Source organism: Streptomyces sp. NPDC004647 (assembly GCF_040609575.1).
Classification (GTDB): Bacteria; Actinomycetota; Actinomycetes; order Streptomycetales; family Streptomycetaceae; genus Streptomyces.
Genome location: NZ_JBEXKU010000058.1, coordinates 11,503 through 26,835, shown reverse-complemented (window position 1 = coordinate 26,835; position 15,333 = coordinate 11,503). Strand labels below are relative to the sequence as shown.

Here is a 15,333-nt window from a genome sequence, read left to right as displayed (position 1 = left end):
GGCTAGGGCTCGGCCGTGCGGGCAGCGGTGTCGATCGCGGCCAGGGAGCGGCGCGCCTGGTTGCGGTCCGTCGTGTACCAGAAGTCCGGCATGGAGGCGCGTAGGAAGCTGCCGTAGCGGGCGGTGGCCAGCCGGGGGTCGAGTACGGCCACCACTCCGCGGTCTCCCGAAGCCCGTACCAGCCGGCCGGCGCCCTGCGCCATCAACAGCGCAGCATGCGTCGCCGCAACGGCCATGAAGCCGTTCCCGCCGCCCTCCTCCACGGCCTTCTGCCGCGCGCTCATCAGGGGGTCGTCCGGCCGCGGGAACGGGATCCGGTCCATGACCACCAGCTGGCAGTTCGCGCCCGGCACGTCGACGCCCTGCCACAGCGACAGCGTGCCGAACAGACATGTACGGGCGTCTGCCGCGAAGGTACGGATCAGCTCGCCCAGCGTCTCCTCGCCCTGCAGCAGGATGGGCATGCCGAGCCGTTCCCGAAGAGCCTCCGCCGCCCCCTGAGCGGCTCGCATCGACGAGAAGAGACCGAGCGTGCGGCCCCCCGCTGCCTCCACGAGCTCGGCCAGCTCATCTAGCATGTCGGTACGGCTTCCCTCGCGGCCCGGCTGGGCCAGGTGCTTGGCGACGTAGAGAATCCCCTGCTTCGGGTAGTCGAAGGGCGAGCCGGCGTCGAGGCCCTTCCACTGCGGGCTCTCGGCGTCAGCGGCTCCGTCCCGGGCCTCGCCGGCCGCCCCCTCCGGTGACAGGCCGAGCGAGGCGGCCACGCCGTTGAAGTCGCCGCCCAGCTTGAGCGTCGCCGAGGTGAGCACCACCGAGCGGTCGGCGAAGAGCTTCTCGCGGAGCAACCCGGACACCGACAGCGGGGCGACGCGCAGTGAGGCACCGAAGCGGTCGTGCCGCTCGTACCAGACGACGTCGTACTCCGAGGCGGACGCGATGCGTTCCGCGACCGCGTGGACGTTCTCGATCGAGGCGAGGGCCTGCTTACGCACCACGTCCTCGTCCTGCACCGACTTGTCCCGGGTGTTCCCGAGCGCCGTGATCACCGTACGGGCCGCGTCACGTAGGGCCGCCAGCGCGTATCCGAGGTCCTCGGGGATCTCCTCCAGGCGTCCGGGCAGAGCAAGCTCCATCAGCCGCTCAAAGGTCTCGGACGCGGTCTGCAGGGCATCCGCAGCCTTCTCGTTGACCAGCTTGGCGGCGCGCCGTACGGCACGGTTGACGGACCCCGGGGTGAGCTCGCCGGTGGCGGCGCCGGTGACCCGGGAGACCAGCTCATGAGCCTCGTCGATGACCAGCACCTCATGGCTGGGCAGCACTGGAGCGCCCTCGATGGCGTCGATCGCGAGCAGAGCGTGGTTGGTGACCACCACGTCGGCGAGCTTGGCCCGCTCCCGCGCGGCCTCGGCGAAGCACTCAGCGCCGTAGGCGCACTTCGACGCGCCCAGGCACTCGCGCGAGGAGACGGAGATCTGCGACCAGGCCCGGTCGGAGACACCCGGTGTGAGATCGTCCCGGTCCCCCGTCTCCGTCTCATCGGCCCAGTCGCGCATCCGCAGCAGGTCCTTGCCGAGCTTGCTGGTCGGCGTCGCCGCTTCGAAGGGGTCGAAGAGCCCGTCCTCCTCGTCCTGCGGCACCCCCTCGTGCAGACGGTGCAGGCACAGATAGTTGGACCGTCCCTTGAGCATGGCGAACTCGGGGCGGCGGCGCAGCAGGGGGTAGAGCGCCTCGACCGTACGCGGCAGGTCGCGCTCGACGAGCTGCCGCTGCAACGCGAGCGTCGCGGTCGCGACGACCACCCGCTCGCCGTGGGCGAGCGCGGGCACCAGATAGCCGAGGGACTTGCCGGTGCCGGTGCCCGCCTGGACCAGCAGATGAGATCCGTCGTCGACTGCCTCGGCGACAGCTTCGGCCATGGTGACCTGGCCAGGGCGCTCGGTGCCGCCTACGGCGGTGACGGCGGCGTGCAGCAGGTCGGGGAGGGAGGGCTTCGTCATAGCGTCACCACCCTACGGCGCCGCACTGACATCGCCTGCCGTCACAGCTGATGAAGAGGGTTCGGGACGGTGCCGTGCACAGCGGCGTGCGGCCGGTCGGAGCGGTCGCGGTATCCGTCGAGATGCAGCCGGTTGCGGTTCAGGCACAGCCGCTCGATGCGGGGCGTCAGCAGATCGAAGCTCTCGAAGCGGGGCTTGAGTTCGGGGAAGCGTGCCTGGTGCCGGAGGATCTCGGCCCGTACGAGTGACCAGAACTCGGTCTCGGCCACCCCCAGGTGCTCCTCGTACAGCGGGGCGAGATAGCGGAAGACCCCGACGAAGAGGCCGGAGTGGATGAACTGGGTGAGGAAGGCCGGCGGCTCGGTGAGCAGGACCGCCCGTACGTCCTCGGGCATCGTGTCGTGCTCGGGAAGCGGCTCGGCGCTGATGTTCACGTCGTCGACGAAGTCTTTTATCGCAAGGCGGACCGGCACTTCCTGATCGTCGAAGACGACGATGGCGTTCTCGCCGTGCGGCGAGAAGACGGTGCCGTACTGGTAGAGGAAGTGCAGCAGCGGAGGCAGCAGCGCGGCGAAGAGTCGGCGGAGCCAGACGGTCGGCTCGAGGCCGGAGCGGTGGACGAGTTCGGCGGTGAAGGACCGGCCCTCCGCATCGGTGAGGAGGAGAGCGGCAAGGGTGCGGGCTCGTTCACCGCCGTCGAGGTGGGCCGTGACGGGTTCGCGCCAGATGCAGCCGAGGAGTTCCTTGTACTGGTAGGGGACGCCGGGCAGCCGGTCGTAGAGGGGGTGCTCGACGGTGACGGAGGCGGTCTCGCCGAGCAGGACGACCCGGGTCTCGTCGCGGAGGAAGGGGTCGGCGTCGCGGAGAGCGTGCACCCAGCCGGTGACGGCGGGCGCGGCCACCGTGCGCTCGGTGGGCAGACCGCGCCACACCAGGGTGTTCAGGATGGACAGGGGGAGTTTGACGGTGCGGCCGCGGGGGCGGCTCGTGTTGAGGAAGGTGCGGATGGACTGCTGGGGCAGCCGGAGATCCTCGTCCTCGGGGAGCAGAATGATCGTTCCGTCAGCCACCTGGGGCGCGAAGAGCGGTGCGATGCTCTCGTCCCACTGCCAGGGGTGGACGGGCAGCCAGAGGTAGTCGGCGGGGTCTCGGCCTTGGTCGGCGACGGCGGCGGCGAAGGCGGCGCGCGTCCGGGGAGTGAGTTCCTCGTGGTAGAGCCGGTCGGGGTCGGCGAGCGCAGGGACGCCCCGGTACTGCGAGAGATCGCGGTGGACGGCCAGCCAGGGAAGCCGCTGCGGACAGCGGGCCTCGGGCGCCCAGCGGGCGGTATCGGTGGCGGAGAAGCCGAGCCGGCCCTTGTTGACGACGATCCACGGGTGGCCGGTCTGATGCCCTTCGAGGTCGCCGTACTCGAGGTCGGCGAGCTCCGCGACACTCGCCGCCGCGCTGTCGAGCCGGGTGTCGGCGGCGAGGGTGGCGGTGAGCTCGCGGACGAGGTGGCCCGTCGTGTCGCCGGTCAGGCCGAGGACGGTGTCGTGGGCGAGGGCGACGAACTCCAATGGGTCCCCGGACGGGGTGATCGAGTCGGGGTCCACGCGCCAGTGTCCGTACGAGCCGCGGTGGGCGCGGAAGCGGTAGGTGGTGTCCGCGGTCACGGGGAGCCGGTAGGCGAGCGGGTCCGCGCCGTCGGACTCAGGTGTGATCACCTCTTCGTACGCGAACTCGGCGAGCAACTTGGCGAGCAGGCGGCGGGCTGCTCGATGCCAGGCGGCGTAACGCTGCTGTGACGGGCGCAAGGGTCTGGGCTCCTCGGACGGGAACGGGAACGGGCCGAGCGGTGTATTGAAAGCAGTGCGGAACAGCGGGCATGGACGGACGGATCACTGGAGGTGGCGAAGAGTGCGGTCGCGAATCATGAGGGCTGCCCGTTTGTCGGGGAGATCAATCTCGGAGGAGAAGCGGAATCCGGCACCGAGGAATGCTGCTACGGAGGGGGTGTTGCGCAGATCGGGCTCCGCCACGACCCGGCCGCAGGAGGGGCGGTTGTCGAGGACGAGGTCGGAGACGGTGCGGAGCAGCGAGGTGCCGAACCCGCGACCGCGGTCGGCGACGTCTCCGATGAGCAGATGGAGACCGGTGTCATGGGGCCGCGCCGGGTAGTGGCGGGCAAGCAGGTCGAGATCGGCACGGTACACCTCCCAAAAACTCATGGGAGTGCCGTCCAGGACACCGAGGCACGGCACACTACGGCCGTCGCCCCCGAGTTGGGCACGTAGGTGGGCGGCGGCGATCTCGTCGGGTCCGTCGAGCTCCCAGAACGCAGCGACCGCGGGGTCGTTCATCCAGCGGGTGATGAGCGGAAGGTCGCGGTCGATGCGGACGGGAACCAGCTCGAAGGGTCCCGAACGAGTAGGGGCCGGAGCCCATGCGGCAATGTCGTCGAGAAGGTCGGGACCCGTCGGTCGTCGAGGTGGGACGGCTCCCGGAGGGCCGGCCGCGCGGGCCAGGGCGGCACATTCCTGGGCGATCAGCGCGGCCAATTCGTCCGGCAACCGCAGATCGAGGGTGTCGTCGGTGCTGGAGCTGGTGCTCGGTTCGGTGGACGGCACGGCGACAGTCTCCTCCCGGGTTTCTGGTGAGCCTCGTGAATCTCGTGGTGCCCATGGGACTCGGATCTCATGCCGCGGACACGACAAGGGGGTTGGGGATGGTGACGTAGACGGACTGGGTGTCGACCGGTCCGACCAGCTCGTCGAGGCCGTGCAGGCGGGTGAGGAGGTTCGCCTTGCAGCGCAGGGTGGCGGACTCGAGAAGCAGGGCGGGGAGAGAAGAACCGATCTTGGCCGAGGCTGCTGCGGCCTCTCCCAGGAAGCGCCGGAACGCGGCGATGAGGACGCGCTCGTCGGCGAGCAACTGAGCGCCGAATGCTCCGATCAGCCCGAGCACGTTGTTGATACCGAGGTAATAGGCGAAGCGCTCGTCGGCGACAGCGTCGGACACGAAGGTGTCGCTCTCGTTCCCGATGCCGGGCAGCCGCCGGTCGAGTTCCGCCCGGCGGGACTCGCGGAAGTAGTACCCCTGGTTGTCTCGGTAGCGGCCACCCACCGGCCAGCCGTCGGCGTCGAGGAGCACGAGGGTGTTCTGCTGATGGGCCTCGAGCGCGACACCGGCTTGGCCGTCGAGCCACAGGACGGGGCGGACCACGGTCTCGAGGTAGCGCAGGAACCACTCGGTGGATACCGCGCCGTGGGGGCGGCCCGTACGGGCGGAGAGCCGTGCGACGAGGTCGGCGAGCCGGGAGCGCATCACCGGGACTCCGCCGGAGTCCGTCCTGGGCCAGGGCCGCGGCGAGGTGAGTCCGGCGATGCACACGGCGTCGTCGCCGGCGGCGAAGGGGTTGTGCCTGATCACCACGTCGAGGCCGGGAAGCGGCTCTCCGTCCGGTGCCGTGACGGCGAGCCAGGCCGGGTCACGGACGATGTCGAAGCAGGGGTGAACGCTCTGCCACTGCTCGGCGAGCCCGCTGCGCAGCAGCCGGTGCACCTCGACGCCGCGCTGCAGTTCCTTGCGGAGGTTCTCACGACGGGAGTTGGTGATGCGCAGGCCCAGCGAGAGCTTGAGCATGGCGGCCGCGCCGGGCCGGTGCACGGTGCGTACGGAGGAGGTGGGGTGCCAGGCTTCGCCGTGCGGCCCGAGGTCGTGCAGCAGCCCCGCGTCGAGAAGTTCGGCGATCGCCGGGCGGTGGCGGATCTCTCGGGCCTGCCAGGGGTGGAGGGGCAGCGGCACGGTGCTCCGGGGCAGTACGAGGCCGCTTCCGGCCAGCTCGGTTCCGAGCTGCTCGGCGGTCACCGGACGGCCGCGCTCGGTCCAGGCGGATTCCGTGGCCAGGACGGACCGGTCGACGGCCATCCAGTGCAGGGGGAAGGAAGCGCGCAACTCGGGCGAGTAGGCGCGGGCTTCGGCGTCGGAGAGCCCTTCGCGGCTCTTGGGAGTGGGGTGGAGCGGGTGGCCGAGAAGGAGCGACTGTTCGGCGTCCAGGAACAGATCACCGGTGAGCGGGATTCCCGGATGGGCCCTCCGGTCGGTGATGAACTCGGCGGTGCGGTGCACGGAGTCGGCGACCCGCCCCACGAGTTCGGCACTCTCCCTACCTGCGGGACCGTCGACTCCGTGTGCCGCCTCCCGGCCGAGCAGAGCGGCGACCGTGACGGCGTCGAGGGCGGGCGCCTGCGACGGCGCACTCTCCAGGACGGGCGCTGCGAAACGGTGCCAGCCGGTGGCCGACCAGTAGCGAACGGGGACCAGGAGCGCGGTGCCGCTGGCGTCCAGCGGGATGCGCAGGGCATCACTGCTCGGCTGTGGCGTGCTGTTCTCCCGCGTCCAGCAGCGCAGCAGGTTCTCGATGGCCGCCGCGTCGGCCGCCGTGTGCGGGTCGGGCTGGTCGAGCGGGTCCGGGGTGGCCGGGATCGCCCCGGCGGAGGCGACCTGACGGGGCACGGTGAGGTCGGTGGTGGTGACGGTGGCCTCGTGGCCCGAGCGTGCGTTCATGTTCTGTTGGCGCTGATCCGGGCGGTGAGCCGCCGAGGAGGCGCCTCCCTCCTTCGTCGGTTGGCTGAGCGTGGGGTGCCTGCGTCGGACAGAGCGGACCTATCCGGTCACCGCGGCCCGGTGTGGGCAACACGGCGGACCGGTGCCGCGGCAGCCGGATGCCCGGCCGGCCCGTCGTCACCGGTGGACGTTCGGCGACGGCCCTCTTGGCACCCGCGCGTCGGCGCCGCCCCGGGCCTGTTCGCGCACGGGAGCACGGGCCGCGGTGACGATCGCATCGCTCAGCCGGTCGAGTACGACCTCGGTCTGTTCGTCGGTGATCGTCAGCGGTGGAAGGAGCCTGACCACGCTGCCATGGCGACCGCCGAGTTCGACGATCAGACCGCGGCTCAGGCACTGCCGCTGTACCGCTGCAGCGAGTTCGGGCGCCGCCGGGCGCCCACCGCCGGACGCGTCGCCGTCAGCCTCGGCGTCGACGAGTTCGACACCGATCATCAGCCCCCGGCCACGTACCTCCCCGATGCACGGCTGCTGCTCCGCGAGCTGCCGCAGCTGGGCCAGCATCCGGTTGCCGAGTGCCGCCGCCCGCTCCGCGAGCCCGTTCTCCCGCACGTACGCCAGCGTGGCGGCGCCTGCGGCCATGGCCAGCTGATTGCCGCGGAACGTGCCGGCATGGGCGCCGGGTTGCCAGGTGTCCAACTCGTCGCGGTAGACCACGACCGCGAGTGGCAGGCTTCCCCCTACGGCCTTCGACAGCACCATCACATCGGGCACGATCCCACTGTGCTCGACCGCCCAGAAGGCCCCCGTCCGCCCTACACCGGTCTGAACCTCGTCAGCGATGAGCGGAATGCCGCGCACGGCGGTGAGTTCGCGCATCCGGCGCAGCCAGCTGTCCGGGGCCGGGATCACGCCCCCCTCGCCCTGCACCGGTTCGAGGATCATCCCCGCGGGAGGCTGCACCCCGCTCTTCGGATCGTCGAGCAGGGACGCGGTCCATCGCGCGGACAGTTCAGCGCCCCGCTCACCGCCGATCCCGAACGGACAGCGGTAGTTGTAGGGATACGGCAAGCGCACCACCCGCACGTCCTGAGCGCCTCCGGATGCCTCGAGCGCTCCTTCGGTCATTCCGTGATACGCCCCGGAGAACGACAGCAGTCCGCGGCGCCCGGTCGCGGTGCGTACGAGCTTGAGGGCGGCCTCCACGGCGTCCGCGCCGGCCGGCCCGCAGAACTGCACCCGCCCCCGGTCGGCGAGTTCCCTGGGCAGCGTCCGGAACAGCTCCGAGACGAAGGCATCCTTGACCGGTGTCGCCAGATCCAGGACCTGCAGAGGGGCGCCGGAGTCGAGGACGGCCCTGATGGCCTCCAGCACGACCGGATGGTTGTGGCCCAGAGCCAACGACCCGGCTCCGGAAAGGCAGTCGAGATAGCGCTGCCCGTCGGCGCCTTCGATGGTCAGCCCACGGGCGCGGACGGGCACGATGGGCAGCGAGCGCGCATAGGTACGGGCTGCGGATTCCCGGAGCGACTGCCGCCGCAGAATGCCGTCCTGCGCGAACTCCGCTGCTTCCGCTGTATCCACAGCGCACGGCGCCATCGGCGGAGACTCGGTCAGGGCCACGGCTTTTCGGTCCTCCCGCTGAACGCTGATCGGCTGCTCCCCGTACGTATACCAACGACGCCGCGAGCGGCGGATCACGGGCGGACGAGAAGATCATTGGCGCTCGCGGGGCACCGGGAACCACAGCCCCGACCGCGGCCGTCCCCAACGGCACGGGCATAGTGAAGCCTTGTGCCTCGCGTCGGGGTTCATGACAAGTCCATCACCGGTTTTCGACCACATCCAGGGGGAGTCCCACCCATGCCATCGATACGACGGCCTGCTCTCGCCGCAGCCGCGCTCGTCGCCGTGCTCGCGGTGACCGCGACCGCGTGCGGCGCGGCGGACGACAGCGCGGACGAGAGGCCCGGCGCCTCCGCGGACCAGCAAGGCACGGACGACGTCGCTCTGCCCGACGACTTCGGATCCCGTCTGAAGGAGCTGGGCCTCGACCTGGACAAGTGGAAGAACGGGGAGTGGAAGAACTGGCAGAAGGACGACTGGCTGCGCGAGGCGGGGGACTTCATCAACCCGGTCATCGACGACCTCTGGAAGCCCGGGCGTATGAAGGAGGCGGAGGAGCCGCACAAGACGGTTCCCGCGGATGTCTCCGGTGACCAGGGCATCAGCGACCCGGAACCGGCGCCCGTCCAGGCCGAGGCGGTCAGGACCCCGTACCACGACAACGCCGCCCCCGTCGGCAAGGTCTTCTTCGACGGCCCCGAGGGTTCGATGGTCTGCTCCGCGACAGTCGTGAAGGACCCTGCGAACCCGGGCAAGTCCAACATGGTCTGGACAGCCGGTCACTGCGTGCACGCGGGGAAGGACGGCGGCTGGTACCGGAACATCGCCTTCGTCCCGTCCTTCAACAACAGCGCGCTGCCGGCCGACCGGTTGGAGAACAATCCGCCGCGCGAGCAGGTCGCCCCCTACGGGATGTGGTGGGCCGACTGGGCCTCCACCTCCAAGCAGTGGATCTCCCAGGGTTCCGCCACGGGCGGGAACGGCGCTCCGCACGACTTCGCCGTGCTGCATGTGAAGCCCGAGAATGGCAGCGAGGGCAAGTCCCTGGAGGAGACGGTCGGCGCGGCGCTGCCGGTCGAATTCAACGCTCCTCAGGTGAAGAACATCGACAACATGGGCGCCTGGGGATACCCGGCCGCACCGCCGTTCGACGGCACGAAGATGTTCTCCTGCGTGGACAGGCCGGGACGGCTGTCGCTGACCGAATCACTGCCGACGATGTACCGCATCGGCTGCACCATGACGGGCGGTTCGTCGGGAGGCGGCTGGTTCGCCAACGGCGCCGACGGCAAGCCTGCGCTGGTCTCCAACACGTCCATCGGTCCGGTCACGGCCACCTGGCTGGCCGGTCCGCACCTGGGGACCGAGGCGAAGAACATGTACACCGCGGTCAGCGAGAAGTTCGCCGGCCAGTAGCAGTGGGCAAGGGGGAAGGCCCGGTCCCACGTGTGGGACCGGGCCTTCCCCCTGCCTGCTGAGGGCTTGCCTGCGAAGGGCTTTCTTAATGTGACGGGCGGGCTTCGGTCCAGCCGGTCAGCCGGTCAGAGCAGCCCGGCCAGTACGTACGGCTGCAGCTCGGCCGCAAGCTCGGCGTGGACCCGCGCCTTGAGCAGCGTGCCCTCCGGGGTGTGCTCCTCGGAGATCACCTCGCCGTCGGCGTGCGTCCGCGAGACCAGCTGTCCCTGCGTATACGGCACCAGCGCCTCGATCTCGACCTGCGGCCTCGGCAGCTCGTCGTCGATCAGCCCGAGCAATTCCTCGATGCCCTGCCCCGAACGGGCCGACACCGCGATCGCCCGCTTCTCGATGCGCAGCAGCCGCTGGAGGACGAGCGGATCGGCGGCGTCCGCCTTGTTGATCACCACGATTTCGGGCACCTCGACCGCGCCCACCTCGCGGATCACTTCACGCACCGCGGCCAGTTGCTCCTCCGGCACCGGGTGAGACCCGTCCACCACATGCAGAATCAGGTCGGAGTCGCCGACCTCCTCCATGGTGGAGCGGAAGGCCTCGACCAGGTGGTGCGGCAGATGCCGCACGAACCCGACGGTGTCGGCGAGGGTGTAGAGCCGCCCGCTGGGCGTCTCGGCTCGGCGCACGGTCGGATCGAGGGTGGCGAACAGTGCGTTCTCCACCAGCACGCCCGCACCCGTCAGCCGGTTGAGCAGCGAGGACTTCCCGGCGTTGGTGTATCCGGCGATGGCGACCGAGGGCACCTTGTTGCGCCGGCGCTCCTGCCGCTTGATGTCACGGCCGGTCTTCATGTCCGCGATCTCCCGGCGCATCTTCGCCATCTTCTCGCGGATCCGCCGCCGGTCCGTCTCGATCTTGGTCTCACCGGGGCCACGGGTTGCCATGCCGCCGCCCGACGACCCGGAGCCACCGCCACCCATCTGCCGGGACAGCGACTGACCCCAGCCGCGCAGCCGCGGCAGCATGTACTGCATCTGCGCCAGCGAGACCTGCGCCTTGCCCTCCCGGGACTTGGCGTGCTGGGCGAAGATGTCGAGGATCAGGGCGGTGCGGTCGACCACCTTGACCTTGACGACATCCTCGAGGTGGATGAGCTGGCCCGGGGTGAGCTCACCGTCGCACACAACGGTGTCCGCCCCGGTGTCCAGCACGATCTCCCGGAGCTCCTCGGCCTTGCCGGAACCGATGTACGTGGCAGGGTCCGGTTTGTCCCGGCGCTGGATCACCCCGTCGAGCACCACGGCGCCCGCGGTCTCGGCCAGCGCTGCCAGCTCCGCGAGAGAGTTCTCCGCGTCCTGCACCGTGCCTGACGTCCAGACCCCCACCAGCACCACGCGCTCCAGGCGCAGCTGGCGGTACTCGACCTCGGTGACGTCCTCGAGCTCTGTGGAAAGGCCTCCGACGCGGCGCAGCGCCGCCCGCTCGGAGCGGTCCAGCTGATCGCCGTCTCGCTCTCCGTCGATCTCGTGGCTCCAGGCGACGTCCTCTTCCATCAGAGAACCGGCCCGAAGGCTTGCCGAGAAGCGCTGGGCGTCCTGCGAAGGGGAAGAAGAGTCGGTCATTTGATCCTTAGGTCGATGGGAAACACGGATGGGAACACTCATCGGAACAACGTGCGCGTGGCCCCCAGGATTCCCCGGGCCGGCCGGGCCCGCTGCCGACCTCAAAATGGTCGCACGGCCCGGCTCGGCCGTCACGTGGGTTTTCCGGGCACACGGTCACGTCACGTGAGCTCTCCGTGCGCAGGTTCGTTCCGTGGGCGCAGGTTGTCCGTGCGCACGGTTGTCCCTGCGCACGGTTGTCCCTGCGCACGGAGATCCGCTCCCGTCGGGGTCACGGAGTGTGACGTGGGCTAGCCGTGTCCGTGTGACTTCCCGTGTACCGGCCCGGCCCCGTGCCGCGCAGAGGGCCGGCCGGCAGGCCGTTCAGCAGGCCGCTTACTGGGCCGGGCGGCCCGCCAGTCCGGATGCCCCGGCATCGCCGGAGTCCGGGCGTCGTACAGCCACGACCGCAGGAAGGCGGTCTGGTCCTGTCCGGAGACCTCCGAGGCGAGCGCGATGAAGTCGGCGGTCGAGGCGTTGCCGTCGCGGTTCCGGGAGACCCATGCCCGCTCCAGCCGGTCGAAGGCCGTCGCACCGATCCGCTGCCGCAGCGCGTACAGCACCAGCGCACTGCCGTCGTAGACGACGGGCCGGAAGATGCCGATCTTCTGTCCGGTGGTCGGCGGCTTGGGGGCGGCGGGCGGTCCGCCCTCGGCGCGCCAGCGGTCGGACCAGGTGTACGCCTGGCGCATCCGCTCGGCGAGCGTCATGTCCGCCGCCAGCGGCTCCTTGGCCTTCTTGGCAGCTTCTTCCATGTACAGCGCCTCGTACCAGGTGGCGTGGCCTTCGTTGATCCAGAGGTCCGACCAGCTTTCCGGGGCCACGCTGTTGCCGAACCACTGATGGGCCAGCTCGTGCACCATGACCGATTCGACCGCCCAGTCCATGAACCGCATGTCCGTGAACAGCTTGCGCTCGAAGAGCGAGAGCGTCTGTGTCTCCAGCTCGAAGCCGGTCTGGGCATCGGCGATCAGCACACCGTAGGTCTCAAAGGGGTACGGTCCGACCCGCCGCTCCATCCAGGAGATATGTCCGGGGGTCTTGGCCAGCCACTTCGCCAGCAGTCGGCGGTCCGCCGCGGGCACCACGTCCCGTACGGGCAGGCCGTGCGGTCCACGGCGTTTCACCACCGCGGACCGGCCGATGGAGACCTGCGCCAGTTCCGTCGCCATGGGATGGGCAGTGCGGTAGGCCCAGGTGGTGGTCCGGGCACCGTTGTGCCGGGACAGCGGCAGCCCGCCCGCGACGACGGTGAGGTCCTTCGGCGCGGTGACCCGGAAGGTGAAGCGGGCCTTGTCGGACGGGTGGTCGTTGCTGGGGAAGACGCGGTGCGCGGCATCGGCCTGGTTGGCCATCGCCAGGCCGTCCCGAGTCCGCACCCAGCCGCCAACGTCCCCGGCGTCGGTCTGGCTGGTGTGGGCGACGTTGATACGGAGCGGGGCGCCACTCGGGACCGGCTCGGCCGGCGTGATGGCGAGGTCCTCGCCGACCGTCTTGAAGCGCGCCGGCTTGCCGTTGACGTCCACGGACGAGACCGTGCCGCGCGCGAAATCGAGATTGAAGGACTCCAGCGAAGCCGTGGCGCGGGCGTCGATCGCCGAAACCGTCCGCAGAGGCTTGCGGTTGTCGCCGGAGTAGTGGAACGCGATGTCGTACGACAGCACGTCGTACCCCGGGTTTCCCAGATGCGGGAACAGCCGGTCGCCGACCCCCAGCGGAGCGGGTGTCGGCACCCCGGCCGCAACGAGGGTGGCCATGGCGACGGCAGCGAGGACCGCTCTGCGCTGTGGGGGTCGGATCATGCACTACTGCTATCAGCTGACCGCAGGCCTCCGGCGGAGCCGCGCGCTGCACCCACCCGAACGGACAGTTCCGGTCGGGCCCTCAGGTCGTGACCCGCGGCACCGCGGTGGCCGGCCGCTGTGCGCGGCTGACGTCGTACACCCCCGGCACCTTGAGCATGGCGCGCATCAGCGCGGGAAGCCCTGCGGCGTCGGGGAGTTGGAGTGTGTAGGTGTGGCGTACCCGCTGCTGGTGGGGCGGCTCGACCGCGGCGGAGACGATGGCGGCGCCTTCCAGCGCGATGGCCTCGGTGAGGTCGGCGAGCAGATGCGGCCGGCCGAGGGCCTCCGCGGTGAGCGTGACCCGGCAGTCGGCGCTGCCGCCGTCCCCCCGCCCACGCCAGCGGACCCCCACCGTGGACCGCCCGGCCACCGTCATCCGGGCGACGGCTGGGCACTGGGTGCGGTGCACGGTCACGGCGCCGCCCCGGACAGCGAAGCCGGTGACCGCGTCGGGCGGCACGGGGGTGCAGCAGCCCGCGAGCCGTACGGGTGCCCCCGGCAGATCCGCGACGGCGGCGACCGGTGCGGCCTGTCCCGCCTCCCGGGCCCCGGCTTCGGCAGGCGCGCTGCCGTGTTCCGACGGGGACGCGGGGTCGGCGGCGGCCTTCTGCGCCTCGGGGTGGGCGGCCAGCCAGCGGGTGATCGCCAGGCGAGCGGCGGGCGTACGGGCGTACTCGAGCCAGTCGGGGGAGGGTCCGGCAGCCGGGTCCTGTGCCATCAGGAGCTGCAGCGTGTCGCCGTCGCCCAGGACCGTGGCGAGGGTGGCGAGGCGGCCGTTGACCCGGGCACCGATGCAGCTGTGCGCGGCTTCGCCGTGCAGCGCGTACGCCGCGTCGACGCAGCTGGCGCCCGGCGGAAGCCCCACCGCGCCGCCTTCGCCGTCCGCCCGGAAGACCGTGATCTCCGCGTCCTGGGCGAGGTCGTCGCGCAGCGAGGTCCAGAAAGCGTCGGGGTCGGGAGTGGCCTGCTGCCAAGCCAGCAGCCGGGACAGCCAGCCGGGGCGGGTCGGGTCGGCGCGCTCGCCGTCCGCGGTCTCACCGGGCGCACCCGTCTCGGCGCCCTCCGCGGGCGGGGCGTACGGATTGCCGAGCGCGACCACACCCGCCTCCGCCACCAGGTGCATCTGGTGCGTACGGATGAGGACTTCGGCGACCTCGCCGCCCGGCCGGGCCACCACCGCAGTGTGCAGGGACTGATACAGATTGAACTTCGGGCGGGCGATGAAGTCCTTGAACTCGGAGATGACCGGGGTGAGACAGGTGTGCAGCTCACCGAGGACGGCGTAGCAGTCGGCGTCCTCGGTGACCAGCACCAGGATCCGGCCGAAGCCGGCGTCGCCGAGTTCGCCGCGTTTGAGTCGCACCCGGTGTACGGAGACGAAGTGCCGTGGCCTGACCAGGACTTCGGCGCCGATGTCCGCCTCCCGCAGAACCGAACGGACCTGCTCGGCGACCGCGTCCAGGGGGTCGGGCCGGCTCGCGTGGTCCGACACGAGGTCGCGGGTGAGCGCGTACTCCTCGGGGTGCAGAATCGCGAAGACCAGATCCTCGAGCTCGGACTTCAGCGCCTGTACGCCGAGCCGCTCGGCCAGCGGGATCAGCACATCCCTCGTGACCTTGGCGATCCTGGCCTGCTTCTCGGGGCGCATCACGCCGAGGGTGCGCATATTGTGCAGCCGGTCGGCGAGCTTGATGGACATCACCCGGACGTCGTTGCCGGTGGCGACGAGCATCTTGCGGAAGGTCTCGGGCTCGGCCGCGGCGCCGTAGTCGACCTTCTCCAGCTTGGTGACGCCGTCGACGAGATAGCGGACCTCCTCGCCGAACTCCTCCCGCACCTGGTCGAGCGTCACGTCGGTGTCCTCGACGGTGTCGTGCAGCAGAGAAGCCGTCAGGGTCGTGGTCTCGGCACCCAGTTCGGCGAGGATCAGCGTCACAGCGAGCGGATGGGTGATGTACGGCTCACCGCTCTTGCGCATCTGGCCGCGGTGCGAGGACTCGGCGAGGACGTACGCCCGGCGCAACGGGTCGAGGTCTGCACCCGGATGGTGGGCGCGATGCACCTTCGCCACATGGTCGATGGCGTCCGGAAGACGGTCCCGCTGAGCGGGCCCCAACAGCGCCGCGCGGCCGAGTCTGCGCAGGTCGATGCGGGGGCGCCCGCGCCTGCGGACGGGAGGACCAGGGTTGGTGGCCTCTGCGCTCATGGGCACCTCCGGCGGCGTCGACCGGCAGGGGCTGTCTC

9 protein-coding genes are annotated in these 15,333 nt (G+C 70.6%); 1 reads left to right on the top strand and 8 read right to left on the bottom strand.

Annotation, left to right across the window (positions count from 1 at the left end):
* Nucleotides 1–2: 2 nt before the first annotated feature.
* The 5 genes from ABZW18_RS23935 to ABZW18_RS23915 all read right to left on the bottom strand — a co-directional run bounded on the left by ABZW18_RS23935 (nucleotide 3) and on the right by ABZW18_RS23915 (nucleotide 8,129).
* Nucleotides 3–1,997, bottom strand: a complete 1,995-nt coding sequence (locus ABZW18_RS23935; protein WP_356190720.1) for an ATP-dependent DNA helicase — start codon at nucleotides 1,995–1,997, stop codon at nucleotides 3–5.
* 41 nt (nucleotides 1,998–2,038) lie between these two features.
* Complete coding sequence (locus tag ABZW18_RS23930) at nucleotides 2,039–3,793, bottom strand: IucA/IucC family siderophore biosynthesis protein (RefSeq protein ID WP_356190718.1); 1,755 nt, start codon at nucleotides 3,791–3,793, stop codon at nucleotides 2,039–2,041.
* 84 nt (nucleotides 3,794–3,877) lie between these two features.
* Nucleotides 3,878–4,606 (bottom strand): GNAT family N-acetyltransferase, encoded by a 729-nt coding sequence (locus tag ABZW18_RS23925; protein ID WP_356190716.1) that lies wholly within the window; start codon nucleotides 4,604–4,606, stop codon nucleotides 3,878–3,880.
* Nucleotides 4,607–4,673: 67 nt separating this feature from the next.
* Nucleotides 4,674–6,545: an IucA/IucC family protein gene (locus tag ABZW18_RS23920; RefSeq protein ID WP_356190713.1), complete on the bottom strand. Its 1,872-nt coding sequence runs from the start codon at nucleotides 6,543–6,545 to the stop codon at nucleotides 4,674–4,676.
* A gap of 177 nt (nucleotides 6,546–6,722) precedes the next feature.
* Nucleotides 6,723–8,129, bottom strand: a complete 1,407-nt coding sequence (locus ABZW18_RS23915) for a diaminobutyrate--2-oxoglutarate transaminase family protein (RefSeq protein ID WP_356190711.1) — start codon at nucleotides 8,127–8,129, stop codon at nucleotides 6,723–6,725.
* 279 nt (nucleotides 8,130–8,408) lie between these two features.
* Between ABZW18_RS23915 and ABZW18_RS23910 the strand changes: the two genes are divergently transcribed.
* Complete coding sequence (locus ABZW18_RS23910) at nucleotides 8,409–9,587, top strand: hypothetical protein (RefSeq protein ID WP_356190708.1); 1,179 nt, start codon at nucleotides 8,409–8,411, stop codon at nucleotides 9,585–9,587.
* Between the two features lie 125 nt (nucleotides 9,588–9,712).
* On the opposite strand, the gene hflX is transcribed toward ABZW18_RS23910, so the two are convergent.
* From hflX to ABZW18_RS23895, 3 genes are all read right to left on the bottom strand, one after another.
* Nucleotides 9,713–11,206: a GTPase HflX gene (gene hflX, locus ABZW18_RS23905; protein WP_356190706.1), complete on the bottom strand. Its 1,494-nt coding sequence runs from the start codon at nucleotides 11,204–11,206 to the stop codon at nucleotides 9,713–9,715.
* 290 nt (nucleotides 11,207–11,496) lie between these two features.
* Complete coding sequence (locus tag ABZW18_RS23900; RefSeq protein WP_356190703.1) at nucleotides 11,497–13,047, bottom strand: M1 family metallopeptidase; 1,551 nt, start codon at nucleotides 13,045–13,047, stop codon at nucleotides 11,497–11,499.
* An 82-nt stretch (nucleotides 13,048–13,129) separates the two neighbouring features.
* Nucleotides 13,130–15,295 (bottom strand): HD domain-containing protein, encoded by a 2,166-nt coding sequence (locus tag ABZW18_RS23895; protein WP_356190700.1) that lies wholly within the window; start codon nucleotides 15,293–15,295, stop codon nucleotides 13,130–13,132.
* Nucleotides 15,296–15,333 lie beyond the last annotated feature (38 nt).